Raw genomic sequence first — 15,903 nt, forward strand, 5'->3', positions numbered from 1 at the left:
CGCTCGTTCGCTGTTGATAGCGCGCTTTTTGCGCGTGACGTGAGACGAGCTTTTCGGCGCGAAACGTCTGAAACTTAACATAGTCGGCGCGAGCCTGGGCGGCAGCGTCCACGAGCCGAAACGCCAGCTCGAGCGAGCCGTTGTGGTTGACGCCGGCTTCGGCGATGATCTCGCAGCTCGGGTTCACGTGACATGTGCTCCAATAAACAGCGTGCTGTCTGGCAGCGATTTGAGGACCCGGGTACCCATGCCGACGATGCAGTCCGCGCCGATGGCAACGCCTTCGCGGCAAACGACGCTGCTGCCAATCAGGCAGCGGTCGCCGACCGTTGCGGCACCGTTGACGATCGCCGCCGTCGCGACGTGGCAATGGCTGCCGACGACGGCGTCATGCTCGATCAACGCACGCGTGTTGACGATCGTATTCGCGCCGATCCGTACCCCCGGCCCAACATGCGCGGCGTGCATGACGATCGTTCCTTCTCCGAGCGTCGCCGAACGCGCAACGTGGGCGCGTGGGGAGACCACTGACGGCAGCGTAAAGTTGAGGGCTTTCAGCGCATCGAACAGGCGCATCCTGAGCTTGGGTGTCTTGATCTGTCCGCAAGTGACGAGCGCGAACGCGTAGTGCTTGCGCAGCGAGCAGAGGTCCTCGTCGAAGCCAAGCACCTTGTAGCCCATTACCTCACTGATTCCGCAATCGCGCCGCTCGACGATACCGGCGATGCGCCATGCCGCCGTGGCCTCCAGGACGTCGATGGCGGCTTTGCAATGGCCGCCGCCGCCGATTAGCAAGATAGCATTCATGCCGGGACCCTGGCGCACACACCGCTTGGGATATTAATGAGCCGCGCTGCAACGTGCTCGGTAACAGCGAGCGGCCCGCAAGGGCTATGCGCGAACATCGGGAGCGTATGTAGCGGCTCCCAGAGCGGGCGCGTCATGATGCCTGCGTCGTTGGTGATTTCGAGGCAAAGGTCTCTCTCTACCTCATCTCTGAGCAAGATCGCACACAGCCAGTAGTTCGAGCAGGTGTTTTCCGGTTCGTGTACGAAAGGAATGTCTGCGGCATCGAATGCCGTGCGATAGCGTTGAGCGAGCGCACGTTTGAAGGCAACGAAGTCGTCAAGCTGCTCGAGTTGCGCGCAGCCGAGCGCCGCGTTTAGATTTGGAAGCCTAAAATTATATCCGATCGCGTCGTGCTCAAAGCGCCAGCGATGGGGGATTTTCGCGGTCGTCGTCAGGTGTTTGGCCCGCTTGGCGAGAGCGGGATCGTTGGTCATGATGGCGCCGCCGCCGCCCGTTGTGCATATCTTGTTGCCGTTAAAGCTCAGCGTACCCAAGCGCCCCGTCGTCCCACAATGCCGCGTGCCGTGCCAACTGCCGAGCGCCTCGGCGGCGTCTTCGACAAGCGCGAGGCCCCAGCGTGCGCAAATTTCGGTGATTTCGTCGATGCGGCATGGGAAGCCAAACGAATGCATTGGTACGCACGCCGATACGCGTCGACCCGACGCACGATGCCGTGCACCACCGTCAGTGCGTTCGCACTCGCGCTCGAGAAACAAGCGCAGCGCATCGGGTGACATGCCGAGCGTCGCGATATCGACATCGACAAATGCGGGTACCGCGAACGCGTGAGCAATCGCATTCGCCGTGGCGACGAAGCTCAGCGATTGCGTGACGACGAGGTCGCCGGGCAGCACGTCCGAGAGTAGCAACGCCATATGCAACGCGGTCGTGCCATTGGTCGTGGCGATTACGTGTTTCGCTCCTGTCAAATCAGCTAGCATGTGCTCGAACTGATCGACATAGGCACCGACGGACGACACGAACGTCGACTCGATGGTCGACTGCACGTAGGCACGCTCGTTGCCAGTGAAGACCGGCGCGTGCAGCGCAAGCGGACCGTTGCTGCCGTAAACCTTGCGAATGATTCGCAGGACGTCGTTTGCGCGCGTCATGACTCAAACGTTATAGATGTCGGGTTTATAGCCGGCGAGATTGGCCGGTTCCGTGAACCATTGCACGGTCTTCGCAATGCCACGACGAAAGCCGTCAAGGCCACCGTACTCGGGCGACCAGTCGGTTAATGCGCGCAGACGGCTGGCGTCGGCAAGCAGCCGCTCCACCTCGCTTTTTTCGGGGCGCAGCCGCGCTTCTTCGGTTTCGACACGAATGTCGGCGCCCATTGTCTCTGCAATTACCTTGACCGTATCCCCGATGCTGATTTCGAAGCCACTGCCGGCGTTGAGCACGTGGCCCACCGCCGCGTCGCTGTTCATCACGGTTTCGAAGGCGCGTACAGTGTCGGTGACATAGTTGAAGTCACGCGTCGGGTGCAGTGAGCCGAGCTTAATGACACGTTTGCCTTTGGCGATTTGCGCGATGATGCTCGGAATCACTGCGCGTGCCGATTGGCGCGGGCCGTAGGTATTGAACGGGCGTAGGATGGTTACCGGCGTGCCGAACGACAAGTGGAACGATAACGCAATCTGGTCCGCACCAATCTTCGAGGCTGAGTAGGGAGACTGGCCTTGCAGCGGATGGTTTTCAGAAATCGGTACCGTCAATGCCGTGCCGTAAACCTCACTCGTCGATGTATGCACAACACGCGCTCCTAAATCACGCGCGGCTTGCACGACGTTCAGTGTGCCCTTGATGTTGGTGTCGACGTAGGTATCGGGCGAGTGATAGGAATAAGGGATAGCGATTAGCGCAGCCAGATGCAAGACGATGTCGCATCCCTTGACCGCGTTACGCACGCCGTTCGGATCGCGAATGTCGCCAGAGAATATCTCAAGTGCGGAGCGCACTTCCGGGGCAGTGCGGTCTAGCCATCCCCAAGAGTTAAATGAATTGTAAAGTACAAACGCGCGCACGTCGTGCCCCATCTGCACGAGATACTCGGTGAGGTGCGAGCCGATAAATCCGTCCGCGCCAGTGACGAGAATTCTTTTTCTGGACGACATGAACTTCCTTCGTAGTTGGTAAGCATCCCCGCGCCAATGCCGCACATAGCGCTCAGGTGAGTCTAGTCGTTGTCGAACATCGTCATGTTGCGTTCCAATTCCTCACGCGGCAGCAGTGGGTCCATGTCTTCCATGGGCCGCGACGCCAGCGTGCCGTCCGGTTTGCGGTATGAGCTCGCGCGAAAACGCTGCTGCGCTTGCGAAACGCACATTTCGACAAGCCACGGCTCGGTGTCGGCAAACACCCGAGCGATCGACTCCTTGAGCTCGGCGTTCGTCGAAATGCGCAAATATTTCAAGTTGAAGGCCGCCGCGAGTTGCTCGAAGTTCGGATTGCCCACGCCAGAATGGGCATCCGTGCCGACCTGACGGCCGTCAAAGAAACGCGTCTGTGTATTACGAATGCTTTGATAGCCATCGTTGTTGCTGATGAAGAGTTTCGCGTTCAGGCGGTTGTGGCCGAGAAACATCAACTCCTGAATGTTGAACAGCACGCTGCCGTCACCCGTGACGAGGACCCCGCGGCGCTTTCGGTCGTCCGCAATGCACGCGCCAACGAGCGCAGGTAGGTCCCAGCCCATCGCACCCATGCACGCACTTGTGAACGCGACTTGGCCATCCTTTACGCGATGGTTTTGGTACGCGATGATGCAGCCGTCGAGCGAGTTGCCGCTCACCACGATGTCGGTGCTACCCAGTTGCCGGGAGAGCTCGTCGTAAGCCGCATAGATGTCGACATGTTCCTTTTGCAGGTGTTCGGACGAAGGCATCGGCGGGTACTCGCGCTTCCACATCGTGCAGACGTCGAGCCAGCGTTGCGGGGTTCTGCAATCGCGCAATTCGAGCTGCGCGCGAAATGCGGTGATGAACTCGTGCGCGTCGGCGAGAACCGGCAGATCGATCGTGATGTTACGCTTCTCGAGATCGCCCTCGTCGATGTTCACGAGAATCTTCTTCGCTTTCGGGGCAAACTTATCGCTAAAACCGATGGCCGAGATTGACAGACTTGTGCCGATCGCAAGCACAAGATCGGAGTTTTGCAGCGCAAAATTGGCACGTCGCTGCCCGCCCGGGCCGATGCGGCCTTGAAAGAATGGGTGATCTTCAGGCAGCACGTCCATGGCACTGATAGTCGACATGGCGGGAACGCGCAAATCTTCCACCAGCTTGCGAAACGAGCGGCGCGCTCCGCTGAGCACAATGCCGTTGCCATAAAGCACAACGGGCCGCTTGGCAAGCGCAAAGAGATCGGCGATCTGCGCGATGATCGCGTGGTCGAGCCCAGGCGTGGCCTGGATCTCGGGTATATAGCCGCGTTGTCCGTCGGGCTCGATCAGCGCGCACTGGATGTCGAGCGGCAGGTTCAACCACACCGGTCCGGGCCGCCCCGCACGCGCTAGGTACAGACACTTCTCCAGTTCATAGCGAACGTCTTCCGCTCGCGTGACTGTGACGGCATGCTTCGTCACCGGTGCCGCCATCGGAGTAATGTTGATCTCTTGGGGGCCAACCTGGCGTTGGCGCTCATAGTCCGCCATGATGCCCGTGCGGACCTGTCCGGAAATCACGAGGACCGGTATCGAATCAACCCAGGCGCCGGCGATGCCCGAGAGCGCATTGGTGCTTCCCGGCCCTGTCGTGACAAGGCATACGCCCATGCCTTCGGTCACACGCGCGTAGCCTTCGGCGGCGATTGCACACGCTTGTTCGTGGTAGTTGCACCAGTAGCGTAAGTCGGGCGAGCGGCCCAATGCGTCGCATAGATACATGATGCCGCCGCCGGACACCATGAACACGTCCTTGACGCCTGCTGCTGCGACACGCTGGAAAACATAGTCCGCGACACTGATTGGCATCGGTATGAGCTCGTGTGTAAGTGTGATTCTGCTAACCGCTTTAATGTGATCTAGCGCGCCTGCTTGACCCTTTCGTCAGGCCGCGCCGATTCGTTGACGGTGCCACGCCAAAGTTTTGCGAATTGCGTCATCAAGACAGATGGCCGCGCGCACGCCCAACTCTGTTTCGATGCGCTGAGTGGACGGCAAATAGGATGATGGCCTCGCATTCGGCACCGGCGTGCCTTTGATCGTTACAGCGTCCGCTGGCAGGCCTGCTGCCGCGGCGACCCGACGCGCCAGCTCGCTCACCGATACGGCCTCCGTGCCGCCGATGTTGTACGGTACACCGCTGCGGCCGCGAGCCAGAATCGTCAGCAGCCAGACGACAAGATCGGCCGCGTAAAGGTACGAACGCAAAGGCGTGCCATCGCCCTCCACGATAATCTGCTTGCCCTGCAGGGCATCGCGAATGAAGTTGCCAATGACGTAGTTGTGTTCGAGTGATAGATAGGGGCCGACGAATGCGAAGCAGCGCGCGACGAGAGCGTCAAAGCTGTGTTGCTGCGCTGCCACGGCCGTCATGACTTCCATGATCCGTTTCGATAGGCCGTAGACGCTTCGCTCCGATACGTAGTCGACAATGCCGGCGGGGCCCTCGACATACCTCTGGCCGTCGCTTGCATCCGACGGTAGATAGACAGCACCCGAGGTCGTCAGCAGCAGCGATTTCGTTCCGCTACGAACGGCCAGATCGATGACCCGGCGCGTGCCGTCCATGCCTGCGTTCAACTGGCGTTGTGCCCAGTCCGCCCGCTGATCGACGTTGTTTTCCGAAGCGGCGTGCACAATATGCGTGAACGGTTCGGCCGGCATGTCGAAATCTGTCAGCGCGCCCGCTACGAAGCGTAGTTCGTCGCGGTCGCGCAAATGCGGCGCACGTGTGCTCAGGAAGCGCTCGGGTGAGCGGCTAAGGACCGTGATCGTGATACCGAGTCGATGTGCCTGATTGGCCCAAATCAGCGATTCCAGCAGCCACATACCAAAGAAGCCGGTGCCGCCGGTCAGGAAAATACGGGCGTCGCGCAGCTCCGACCAGCTCGGCGCAAGCTCTTGGCAAACGTGATCTAGATCTTCACGAAATAGCGAAAACCCGTGAGGAATGTCATGCATTGTTATTCTCGAAGTTAATGCGCTCGTGTTCGACGACCATCGGCCGCCTCACCGTGTGCGTGACCAGCAGCCCCACATATTCGCCGAGCAGGCCGACGAGCAAAAACAGCATCCCCAAAAAGAAGAACAGGCCTATAGCGAGCGGTGCGATGCCCATCTGAAATTCGCTCCACGCCATGAGCTTGCGAACGATGTAGTAGGTCCCCGTGAGGAAGCTCAGGCCGCTCATGCATCCCCCAATCACGGTGGCGAGCCGCAAGGGCGCCTTCGTGTGATTCACGATGCCGAGCAACGCACTGTCGAGATACACGAAGAACGTGCCCTTCGAAAGGCCGCGCTTTCTCCGTGGTTTATCGAAAGGCACTTCCGCACGCGCGTAGCCGATCTCACAAATAAGGCCGCGAAAATACGGGTAAGGATCACCCAGGTCGCGGAGAATGTCCATGACCGCCCGGTCGTAGAGACCAAAGCCAGTGAAGTTCTGCACCTGTTCGACATCCGAAATGCGCGTGATGAGCTGGTAGTATGCCGCGCGCAGGAGCGGCATCAACCCGCGCTCTTCGTTCTTGCGGCGCACGCCGATAGCGATCTTGAAGCCTTGCTCCCAGTGCCGGATGAACTCGGGGAGCAGCTCCGGGGGATCTTCGAGATCGGACGCCATGCCGATCACCGCGTCGCCCTCTGCGAGCAGCAAAGCGTGATAGGGCGAACGTATGTGCCCGAAATTTCTAACGTTGACGATCGCTTTGAGGCGCTTGTCCCTTTGTGCGATCTCGCGTATGACGTCGACTGTGTCGTCGGTCGATGCGTTGTCGATCAGAATGATCTCGTAGTCATAGTGCGGTACCTCCCGCATCGCCGCGGTAATACGCGCATGCAGCTCCGCAATATTGTCGCGCTCGTTGAAACAGCCTGCAACGATGCTGATCGATTTTCGATGGCTCATCCGCGCTGTGCCTTGTTGAAAGTAAAGCGGTTATGGCCCACATACGAGATCGCGATCCCGAGCACCATCAGCACGCCTTGTGCAATCCAAAACCGCATGCCGATCACCTTGACGAGCAGCCACAACCCAACGACGCCAATCAAAGCGTTGCCGCCATACACGACGTAGCAGCGCACATACTCGCGCAACCAACTTCCGGGCGACCGGAAGACCAGTAACTTATAGGCGATAAACGCCTCCGTGATGCAAACGATGTTAGCGATCACGCCGATCGTAACGACATGTAGCCATCGGCTCAGGCCATAGTACAGTCCGACGGAGACCGCATAGGCAAATGCAGTATTGAGTCCACCGACTAGCAGATAACGGACGCCCTTCCGGTCACGCTGCTGATTAGCGATCAAGAGGCGTTTGATTGTCGCTCGCACGCCCGCAGCCGCGAAAGACATAGTGGCAGCTCTTAAGAACGAGACCCCTAAAAATTGACGCCGAGAAACGTTTCAATCTTAGTCGCGACGTAGTCGAGTCGCGCCGCATCGAGACCCGGAAATACACCGATCCAGAAAGTATTTTCCATGACAAGATCCGTATTAGTTAGCTCACCGCTCACGCGATAATTGCGACCGGCCATGTAGGGCTGGCGCGTGAGGTTACCAGCGAACAGCAAACGCGTGCCAATTTTCTCCTGCTCCAGATACGTGAGCAGGTCAATACGCCGCACCTCGGCTTGCGGCCGGATCGTAATCGGGAAGCCGAACCACGACGGATCGGCTTTCAGTGTCGCCTGGGGCAGGATTAAGTGCTCTTCACAAGACTGTAGGCGCTCGGCCAGATAGGCAAAATTGCGCCGGCGCGCCTCGATGAATTGGGGGGCACGCTGGAGTTGGGCGAGTCCGCAGGCAGCCTGCATGTCGGTAATTTTGAGGTTGTAGCCCAGGTGCGAATACGTGTACTTGTGGTCGTAACCTTCGGGCAGATCGCCGAGCTTCCAGCAAAAGCGCTTGGTGCAGGTGTTATCTTTACCCGGAGCGCAATAGCAGTCGCGCCCCCAATCCCGGAACGACTCGGCGATCTGCTTGAGCTCGTAGTTATTCGTAAAGACTGCGCCACCCTCTCCCATCGTGATGTGATGCGCCGGATAGAAGCTGAGCGTGCCAAGGTCGCCAAACGTGCCGACGAGCTTGCCATCATAGGTGGAGCCGAGCGCATCGCAGCAATCCTCGATTAACCACAAGCCGTACTTCTTGCACAGCGATACGATAGCCTCGAGATTGAAGGGGTTGCCAAGCGTGTGGGCCAGCATGATCGCTTTCGTTTTCTGGCTGATCGCGGCTTCTACTTTCGTAACGTCGATGTTGTAGGTCCCGAGCTCGACATCCACGAAGACGGGTACCGCGCCGAATTGGAGAATAGGATTGACCGTGGTCGGAAAGCCTGCTGCCACGCCAATCACTTCATCGCCAGGGAGAATCGCACGGTCGCCGAGTTTCGGAGAAGTCAACGTCGAGAAGGCAACAAGGTTCGCGGAAGAACCCGAATTCACCGTGATCGCATGATCCACTCCAAGGAATGCCGCGAGACGCTTTTCGAACTCGTCGTTAAATCGGCCGGCGGTCAACCAGCCGTCGAGACAAGCATCGACCATCGCGACCATTTCGCTGGAGCCGATGACCTTGCCCGACGGCGGAACCGTCGACACGCCCGGGGCAAAGAGCGGTGGCCTGGCAGCATATGAGCCGTATTCACCGACCAACTGTAGGATCTGAGTGCGAAGCGATTCGAGGTTCGAGGTCATGAGTCGAGATATGCGCGAATTTGGGAGTGACTCAAAGCGTGCATGTCGGCTTCGTGCATGAAGGCCGCGTGCCATTCCACGATAGCGTCGATTGCTTGAGATAGGCACCAGCGAGGTTTCCAGCCCAGCAACGTCCGGGCCTTGGAGCAATCGAGCTTGAGTACATTAGTTTCGTGTAATTGCGGGGACGCCTGTAGCTCGCAAGTTGGGCTGACGCCCCATCGCAACGAGAAGCGCTCGACAATCCAACGTACCGATTGCGTGCCGGAGTCCTCAGGAGCGAAGTTCCAGGCACTGGCATACTCCGCCCCATGGCGATATAAGGCCTCTGCGAGCTGTAGATAACCGCCAAGCGGTTCAAGCACATGCTGCCAGGGCCGGATTGCCCCCGGATTGCGAATCATAACTGGCTTGCCCGCCGACAGTGAGCGAACGATATCGGGAATGAGCCGGTCCTGGGCCCAATCTCCGCCACCGATCACGTTTCCCGCGCGGGCACTGGCCAACGCGATCCCGTGCCGTGAGAAATCGGCGGCATTGAAAAAGCTATTGCGATACGCCTCCGTAATAAGCTCGGCACACGCTTTACTGTTGCTATAGGGATCGAAGCCGCCCATGCGGTCGTTCTCCCGGTAGCCCCAGATCCATTCGCGATTTTCGTAGCATTTGTCGCTCGTTACATTGACGACCGCGCGCACGCAGTGCGTCTGTCGCACGGCTTCGAGCAAATTGACCGTCCCGAGCAAATTCGTCGAGTACGTCTCAACAGGCGCCTCATACGAGCGCCGAACCAAAGGTTGAGCCGCCATGTGAATGACGACTTCTGGGCGATGCGCCTCGAGCGCACCGACAAGTTTGTCGAGATCGCGAACGTCGCCGATGACCGAGCGCATCGATGCCCCGACTCTTGCGATATCGAAAAGATTCAGCGGCGTAGGCGGCATAAGCGCGTAGCCGGTGACCTCGGCACCGAGTTGCTGCAGCCAAAGGCACAACCAGCTTCCTTTGAACCCCGTATGCCCGGTCACAAACACGCGCTTGCCGCACCAAAAGTTACTGTTCACGTCCAAATCTTCCACGGCGCATTGCCCGTGGACCAGAGTTGTTCAAGGTAGGTCTTATCCCGCAATGTGTCCATGGGCTGCCAGAAATCGCGATGAAACCACGTTTGGAGCTGGCCGTCCGCTGCCAACCTTTCCAGCGGCTCCGCCTCCCAAAGGGTGTCATCGCCCTCTATGTAGTCAACGGCCTTCGGATTGAGGACGAAGAATCCACCATTGATCCAGGAGTCATCGCCGCGCGGCTTCTCGCGAAAACTGCGGACCACATGCCCTTCGAGGTCCAATGCACCGAAACGTCCCGGTTGTTGCGTGGCCGTGAGGGTCGCGAGCTTACCGCTCGAACGATGAAATTCGATGGTTGCGGTAATGTCGATGTTGCCTACGCCGTCTCCATACGTGAAGCAGAAGTCGTCGTCCTCGAGGTAGTCGCGTACACGCTTTAAACGACCGCCCGTCATGGTCTGGTCACCGGTGTCGACCAACGTAACGCGCCAAGATTCGGAGTTGCTCTGATGCACATCCATCTTATTGTTGCGCATGTCGAGCGTGATGTCCGACATGTGCAAGAAGTAGTTGGCAAAGTATTCTTTGATAACGTAGCCCTTATAGCCGCAGCAAATAACGAAATCATTTATTCCATGCTTGGAATAAATCTTCATGATATGCCACAGGATAGGTCTCCCTCCGATCTCAATCATCGGCTTCGGTTTCAGATACGTCTCTTCGGAGATGCGGGTGCCGAGCCCCCCTGCAAGCAAGATGGCCTTCATGTCCAGTGGCCTCCTTACAATTCAAGAGCCGCTACGATAGCTCAAATGGCGTTGACAAAGCTAGCGTTGTTTTAGCAGTGTCTGACATTCTTCGCGGCATAAGTCCGGGCAATTTATAAATCGAATGAAGACTTGTGATTTATTGTGCGAAGACGTGAACATTGGTTTTTATTTGTCGCGAATCGTTCAGGGCGCGTCGATCAAGGTCACGATGACGCGGGCCGTGACAGACGTTTTTTCGACTGATGCAATTTCAAATGCGAAGCGTTCTTGAGAGGTTGGCCAGAAAATCTGATGCCGTATCCCCCGAGCAGCTCAACCCGCTCATTGCCGACAGGCTCCTTGGTCCACCTGACGGCGGTGTGGGACGCTAACTTCTCTCGGGTGCGCCTCAAAAGCCATCCGCTTGTGCGCTTCTAAGGCGCGCGCTGGCAACAGCACGCGCTGACCCGGGCACCTTCGTCAACCGGACGAAAGAAACCGTCGATGATGGCGCGCGATCTACGCGGTAGTAGAACACAAAATTTCAAATCAAATTCGACCCAACACTTCAATCAGGGTTACGAAATGAGACCAACGATCGATCCGTTGACCAGTCTTAGAGGTATCGCTGCGCTGCTGGTCGTGGTCAACCATGTTACCCTGTTGATGTTGCCACTCGGACTAACCTCAGCCAAGCCGGCACTGATCAAGACTGGCATTCTTGGCATGACGACATTCTTCGTGCTGAGCGGCTTTGTGATGTACTACAACTATGCTCATAAGATCGCAGCCAACCGATCGGACGGCATCTCTCAATTCATCTTCGCGCGCGTCGCGCGGCTCTATCCGTTGATGATTGCCTATGTGCTTTTCAACTTCACGTGGAACGTCTCGCGCTCGCTATCAAGCGCAAACGCGCAAAGCACCTCCGTCTATGTGACCACACTTCCGCTCTATCTGCTAGGCGTGCAATCTTGGATATACGCTGTCGTCAATGATGTCAATGTCACAGCATCGCAATACTTCGGCAATCCTGCGTGGTCGATTAGCACAGAATTGTTCTTCTATTTACTTTTTATTCCACTGATCGTCTTACGCAAAAAATGTGCTCCCTCGCTTTGGCGCGGACTACTAGTCGTGATTCTATCGATCGCGGCGCGAGGTGCTATTGTCGCCCTATCGGATTCGGTTGCAGTGCAGCAGTGGATAGCCTCAAGATTCGGCGAATCGAGTTCGCTTAGCGTCTATTCGTGGCTCGTCTATTATTGCCCCTATGGACGATGCTTTGAGTTTTTTGCAGGCATGGGAATCGCTGAAATATGGCTTGCGCGCAGACAACGCGGTGCCTCTAAGCTAGCAGACCGCCTGGGTCTGTTAGCCGGCATTGGTGGACTTACATATATCGGGGCATCGTTTCTCAGCGAGATCGCGTTTTCCATACCGCGTCTGTTTGAAGGCACGGCAACGCACTTCTTCTACGTTGCGGCTGTGCCACCGACCATTTACTTTGTCAGTCGCGAGCGGGGGATGGCAACAAAGTTACTGTCGCTCAAGCCTCTGTTGTTCGTGGGCGAGATCAGCTATTCTCTTTACCTAGTTCATACCGTCGCTTTTCCGTTGTTCACGGTTCCTTCGACTGTCGATATCGCCATGCATGCCCCAATGCTCGCAGGACGATGCATCGCTTTTGTCGCGATCACGATGGTTTTTTCGCCACTTCTTTACTGGGCTCTCGAAAAACCCGCCCGCACTGCGATCATGCAACTTCTGCACAGGCCCGCAACATCGAACGGCTAAGCACGCGCGAAGCAACGGCGCGCCCAACTTCTCGATCGAGACGTAATTGCTGCCTTCAATCTTTTGGCACGATCTCTTCCGTCCATTGGACCGCGGCGCAAACACTCACAAGCGCACAATCGTCAGTCACGAATTCGCCCCTCTCCCTTTAGACCGTTAGCGATGACCACCCGCAAGAACCTCGAAATCGAACGCCTTCGTGCAATCGCCGTTTTGCTTACGATTCTGGTCCACGTCCCTTTCAAAGAGCAGCTTAACCCGTATCTGTATTCAAGCTTTACTGGCGTCGACTTGTTCTTTGTCATTTCCGGATTCGTCGTCGCCACCACGTTTCTCCGGACGTTGCCCCCCTCTCTCGGTTCGACCTCGCTAGAACGGCTAAAAAACAGCCAGCGGGAGATCGTTGAGTTCTATTTGCGCCGGGTATTTAGGATTGCGCCATGCGCCTTTTTCTATATTGCGCTTTACTGGCTCGTTGCCTGGATTATGGCAGCAACGGGCAGTATCGAAGGTTACGCAACCCCGCAAGACATCTTCCGCGAAGGCGTCACATTCGCAGGCGGTATCTATAATTATGCAATGGTTTATGGCGGCATTACCACCCACCTCGCACACTATTACAGCCTGTCGATCGAAGAACATTTCTACCTCATCGCCCCGATTCTGCTTGTGCTTTGCGGAAGCACTTCACGACGCCTCGTCGCACTCGGCATCGGGGTCGCGCTTGTGATCCTTGTCGCACGACCGCTGACGACGGTCAACATCGCCAATCTATCCCATACCCGGTTCGACGAGCTTTTCTACGGTGTGATTCTTGCCCTACTCGTCCCTAAGTTCAAGCACGTGCTCATCCGAGAATCGGATTTGCTAAAACGCGCCGCATTAGACCTGCCTAGTTTCCCGCACGCCGCACTGAGCCTCGCGTGCCGCCCGCTAGGAAAAACGCTAATCGGGTTGGCACTTTGCGCGCTACTCGCGCTGCTTCCCGGTGTGACAAACACGAAAGTGCTCGACAACACATCCGGATCGTTCTATTTTTCCGTATCTGGCGCGGCGTTTTGCAGCTATGCCGCCGTGTCTGTCATCCTAGTTACGCTTGCATCGCTCGAGCGAGGGTGGATTCTGCCGATTCCCGGAATTTCTACGCTTCTTGAGTACATTGGCACACGATCCTACTCGCTCTACCTGGGACATATGCTGATTATCTATGTTTATAACGACCTCTACTTTCGGCTTTATGAGTATGTTCCCGATGCGCTGAGATTGACTCGAATCGGCTATGTGACACAATCCACCGCCTTCCTGCTGATTGCCATTTTGTTGGCAGAGTTGTCCTATCGGCTGATCGAAACGCCGTTTAGAAGTGTCGGCCGACAAGTGAGCAGCTTATTGGCGGGAGCGCTGACGTGAAAATCATTGACATTGCAACTTTGGTTGTGCTCGTCGCCCTCCCGGTTACGTCGTACGCTCAATTCGACTACAACGACGACCTGACACGAGCGGTGACAGCGCACTATCCGCCACTGATTCGACTACTTATTACGAAGGGCGCAAGACAAAATACTCAAGACGCATTGGGCGATACACCTTTGATGAAAGCCATCCGGTCCGGCGATCGGGAAATCACCAAGCTGCTGCTAAGATATCAGCCCAACGCCTATCTTCTTAATCGCTCGAACCATTCGGCAGCAACCGAAGCCGTTCTTGCCGATGATCCAGAAAGCCTCAAGGCTGTCCTAATGCAAGACGACCGCTTACAAGTCGCCCAGTCATTGGGCCTTGCAACGAAGCTGAACAAACGCCGCGCATTGAACATGTTCGCGCAAATGTACGGCGCGGCGGCCACCGACGAAATCGGCCAAGGCTTCCTGCATACGCCACTGACCTATTTCCAGCCCGGAAGCCAACTTGCACTGGCGTTTTCGCCGACTAGCGCTCATCCCGAAGTCTGCGCGACACCGTCGTCGACGCTTCTGCTTCAGGGGAAAATTTGCAAACTGGAGGGCGCACGCGTCACTGTTGAGTGGGAGACGGTGACGAACCTAAACAATACTGATACTCAATGCTCGGCACAACGACACTTCCGCCTCGAACGAAAGGCAGATCGAGCATGGGATTCCAAGTATCTCGGCGTGTGCGGGATTTCACCCGGCTACTTTTCAGATATTCCTGCTTCCTTCGACTACCGCACGTTCCTCATTCCTGAACTTCAGTGACTCGATCCGAACAACATCGGCATCACCTGTCGAAGGCCCACTATTTTGTTGCGGTTCTTGCTGCTCGATAAGATCGTGCGAGTCGAATACTATTCTGGACAAAATGTGTGTCGGGACTCACCGAGACATGATGACCATGATATGCAGGTATCCGTCAGCGCAACCCGTCTTGAGTGTCCGTGTGCACGATGCGAAGGTTTCGGCATCGTGCTGTCGGAGTGATGCGATGGACGACGACTCGATGGGGAGAACTGCCATGCGAACGGGCGCTCGGCGCCCCCGCCAAGGCGAGGCATTCTGGCGCGAGATGGTGGCAGCATGGAAGATGAGCGGCGTTGGCACTCGGCGCTTCTGCGGCGAACAAGGCCTGGCCGTCAGCACTTTCGGATTGTGGCGCAAGAAGTTTACGGCGAGACGCCTGGAACGAGTCTGCTGGCTGTGACGGCCGACGCCGCGGTTGTCGTCGCTCGCCTTGAAGGTGAGCCTGCGGCGACACCATCAACAGCGTCGGCCGATACGTTAGCATTGTCAATGCGTGATCGCGTGACCTTCGATCGCGAGCGTTCGCATCGAAATGAGCGGCGTGCCTGCGGAGCGCATTGTGCGCTGCGTGCTCGGCCAGCTTGGCGGTACGCGGTGCTGATCGCCGCTGACGTTCGAGCTTACATATGCCGCGAGCCGGTCGACATGCGCAAGTCGATCGACGCGCTGTCGTATCTGGTCGAACCGCTGCTTGCGCAGAAGCCGAATTCGGGCAACTTGTTCGTGTTCGTCGGCCGTGACCGCCAGAAGGTAAGGTGCCTCTATTGGGACCGTACCGGCTTCGCGCTTTGGTACAACTAGCTGGATTCATACTGCAACTCCTATTCGCGGATCAGAGAGTCTTAGAACTTATCCGTAAATAAAGGTATACTTCGTTCCGAGCCGCAAGCGAGTGCGGCGTTGGAGCGAAGGCTTGACCAAGAAGCGAGTCGAATCGTGGGAGGTGACCGATGCTTTCTGGCAGCGGGTGGAGCCACTGATCCCGCAACGTGCGCCCTCACCAGAGAAACAGTACCTGCGCAGGCCGGGAGCGGGACGACCGCCGAAGCCGGCTCGCCAGGTGTTTGAAGCCATTGTGTATGTACTGCGCACGGGCTGCCAATGGAAGGCGTTGCCCAAAGAGCGTTTTGGTAGTGCCAGCGCCATCCACAAACGCTTTCTCGAATGGGAGGACGCGGGCTTCTTCGAAGCACTCTGGGCGGCAGGACTGGCCGAATACGACGAGATGGAGGGCATCGCCTGGCGCTGGCAAAGCGTCGACGGGGCGATGATGAAGGCACCCCTGGCACAAGAAGCCGTCGGCCCGAACCCGACGGA

Annotated in this window: 17 protein-coding genes; 6 read left to right on the plus strand and 11 right to left on the minus strand. The window is 57.3% G+C overall.

Annotation, left to right across the window (positions count from 1 at the left end):
• The 11 genes from AWB78_RS38630 to rfbF all read right to left on the minus strand — a co-directional run.
• On the minus strand, nucleotides 1-187 hold a 187-nt coding region (locus tag AWB78_RS38630), incomplete at its 3' end, for an N-acetylneuraminate synthase family protein (RefSeq protein ID WP_198399436.1).
• The gene (locus AWB78_RS38635; protein WP_063959090.1) at nucleotides 184-807 is read right to left on the minus strand and encodes an acetyltransferase; all 624 of its coding nucleotides are present in this window, start codon (nucleotides 805-807) and stop codon (nucleotides 184-186) included. The genes AWB78_RS38635 and AWB78_RS38630, both read right to left, overlap by 4 nt.
• The gene (locus AWB78_RS38640; RefSeq protein ID WP_062612022.1) at nucleotides 804-1,961 is read right to left on the minus strand and encodes a LegC family aminotransferase; all 1,158 of its coding nucleotides are present in this window, start codon (nucleotides 1,959-1,961) and stop codon (nucleotides 804-806) included. Before AWB78_RS38640 ends, AWB78_RS38635 begins: the two co-directional genes overlap by 4 nt.
• Before the next feature lie 3 nt (nucleotides 1,962-1,964).
• Nucleotides 1,965-2,969 carry an NAD-dependent 4,6-dehydratase LegB gene (locus AWB78_RS38645; protein ID WP_062612024.1) on the minus strand — a complete coding sequence of 335 codons (1,005 nt, stop codon included), beginning with the start codon at nucleotides 2,967-2,969 and terminating at the stop codon, nucleotides 1,965-1,967.
• A gap of 62 nt (nucleotides 2,970-3,031) precedes the next feature.
• Nucleotides 3,032-4,825 carry a thiamine pyrophosphate-binding protein gene (locus AWB78_RS38650; RefSeq protein ID WP_062612025.1) on the minus strand — a complete coding sequence of 598 codons (1,794 nt, stop codon included), beginning with the start codon at nucleotides 4,823-4,825 and terminating at the stop codon, nucleotides 3,032-3,034.
• Between the two features lie 75 nt (nucleotides 4,826-4,900).
• Nucleotides 4,901-5,977 carry an NAD-dependent epimerase/dehydratase family protein gene (locus tag AWB78_RS38655; RefSeq protein ID WP_062612026.1) on the minus strand — a complete coding sequence of 359 codons (1,077 nt, stop codon included), beginning with the start codon at nucleotides 5,975-5,977 and terminating at the stop codon, nucleotides 4,901-4,903.
• Nucleotides 5,970-6,923 (minus strand): glycosyltransferase family 2 protein, encoded by a 954-nt coding sequence (locus AWB78_RS38660; protein ID WP_062612028.1) that lies wholly within the window; start codon nucleotides 6,921-6,923, stop codon nucleotides 5,970-5,972. Before AWB78_RS38660 ends, AWB78_RS38655 begins: the two co-directional genes overlap by 8 nt.
• Complete coding sequence (locus AWB78_RS38665; protein ID WP_062612031.1) at nucleotides 6,920-7,372, minus strand: GtrA family protein; 453 nt, start codon at nucleotides 7,370-7,372, stop codon at nucleotides 6,920-6,922. Before AWB78_RS38665 ends, AWB78_RS38660 begins: the two co-directional genes overlap by 4 nt.
• 26 nt (nucleotides 7,373-7,398) lie before the next feature.
• A complete protein-coding gene (gene rfbH / locus AWB78_RS38670; protein ID WP_062612033.1) occupies nucleotides 7,399-8,718 on the minus strand; it encodes a lipopolysaccharide biosynthesis protein RfbH in 1,320 nt (439 codons plus the stop codon).
• The gene (gene rfbG, locus AWB78_RS38675; protein WP_198399437.1) at nucleotides 8,715-9,797 is read right to left on the minus strand and encodes a CDP-glucose 4,6-dehydratase; all 1,083 of its coding nucleotides are present in this window, start codon (nucleotides 9,795-9,797) and stop codon (nucleotides 8,715-8,717) included. Before rfbG ends, rfbH begins: the two co-directional genes overlap by 4 nt.
• Nucleotides 9,779-10,549 carry a glucose-1-phosphate cytidylyltransferase gene (rfbF, locus tag AWB78_RS38680; RefSeq protein ID WP_062612036.1) on the minus strand — a complete coding sequence of 257 codons (771 nt, stop codon included), beginning with the start codon at nucleotides 10,547-10,549 and terminating at the stop codon, nucleotides 9,779-9,781. Before rfbF ends, rfbG begins: the two co-directional genes overlap by 19 nt.
• Nucleotides 10,550-11,035: 486 nt before the next feature.
• Between rfbF and AWB78_RS38685 the strand changes: the two genes are divergently transcribed.
• The 6 genes from AWB78_RS38685 to AWB78_RS38710 all read left to right on the plus strand — a co-directional run.
• A complete protein-coding gene (locus AWB78_RS38685) occupies nucleotides 11,036-12,328 on the plus strand; it encodes an acyltransferase family protein (RefSeq protein ID WP_082883590.1) in 1,293 nt (430 codons plus the stop codon).
• A 162-nt stretch (nucleotides 12,329-12,490) separates the two neighbouring features.
• Nucleotides 12,491-13,738, plus strand: coding sequence for an acyltransferase family protein (locus AWB78_RS38690; protein WP_062612039.1), 1,248 nt, complete (start codon nucleotides 12,491-12,493; stop codon nucleotides 13,736-13,738).
• A complete protein-coding gene (locus AWB78_RS38695; RefSeq protein ID WP_062612040.1) occupies nucleotides 13,735-14,544 on the plus strand; it encodes an ankyrin repeat domain-containing protein in 810 nt (269 codons plus the stop codon). The genes AWB78_RS38690 and AWB78_RS38695 overlap by 4 nt, the downstream gene beginning before the upstream one ends.
• Before the next feature lie 325 nt (nucleotides 14,545-14,869).
• Nucleotides 14,870-14,986 (plus strand): IS66 family insertion sequence element accessory protein TnpA, encoded by a 117-nt coding sequence (tnpA, locus tag AWB78_RS50180; protein WP_445344271.1) that lies wholly within the window; start codon nucleotides 14,870-14,872, stop codon nucleotides 14,984-14,986.
• A gap of 245 nt (nucleotides 14,987-15,231) precedes the next feature.
• Complete coding sequence (gene tnpB / locus AWB78_RS50185) at nucleotides 15,232-15,387, plus strand: IS66 family insertion sequence element accessory protein TnpB (protein ID WP_074173654.1); 156 nt, start codon at nucleotides 15,232-15,234, stop codon at nucleotides 15,385-15,387.
• 112 nt (nucleotides 15,388-15,499) lie between these two features.
• Nucleotides 15,500-15,903: IS5 family transposase (locus AWB78_RS38710; protein ID WP_062612044.1), on the plus strand; the 404-nt coding region annotated here is incomplete at its 3' end.

Source organism: Caballeronia calidae (assembly GCF_900044055.2).
In the GTDB taxonomy this organism is placed as follows: domain Bacteria; phylum Pseudomonadota; class Gammaproteobacteria; order Burkholderiales; family Burkholderiaceae; genus Caballeronia; species Caballeronia calidae.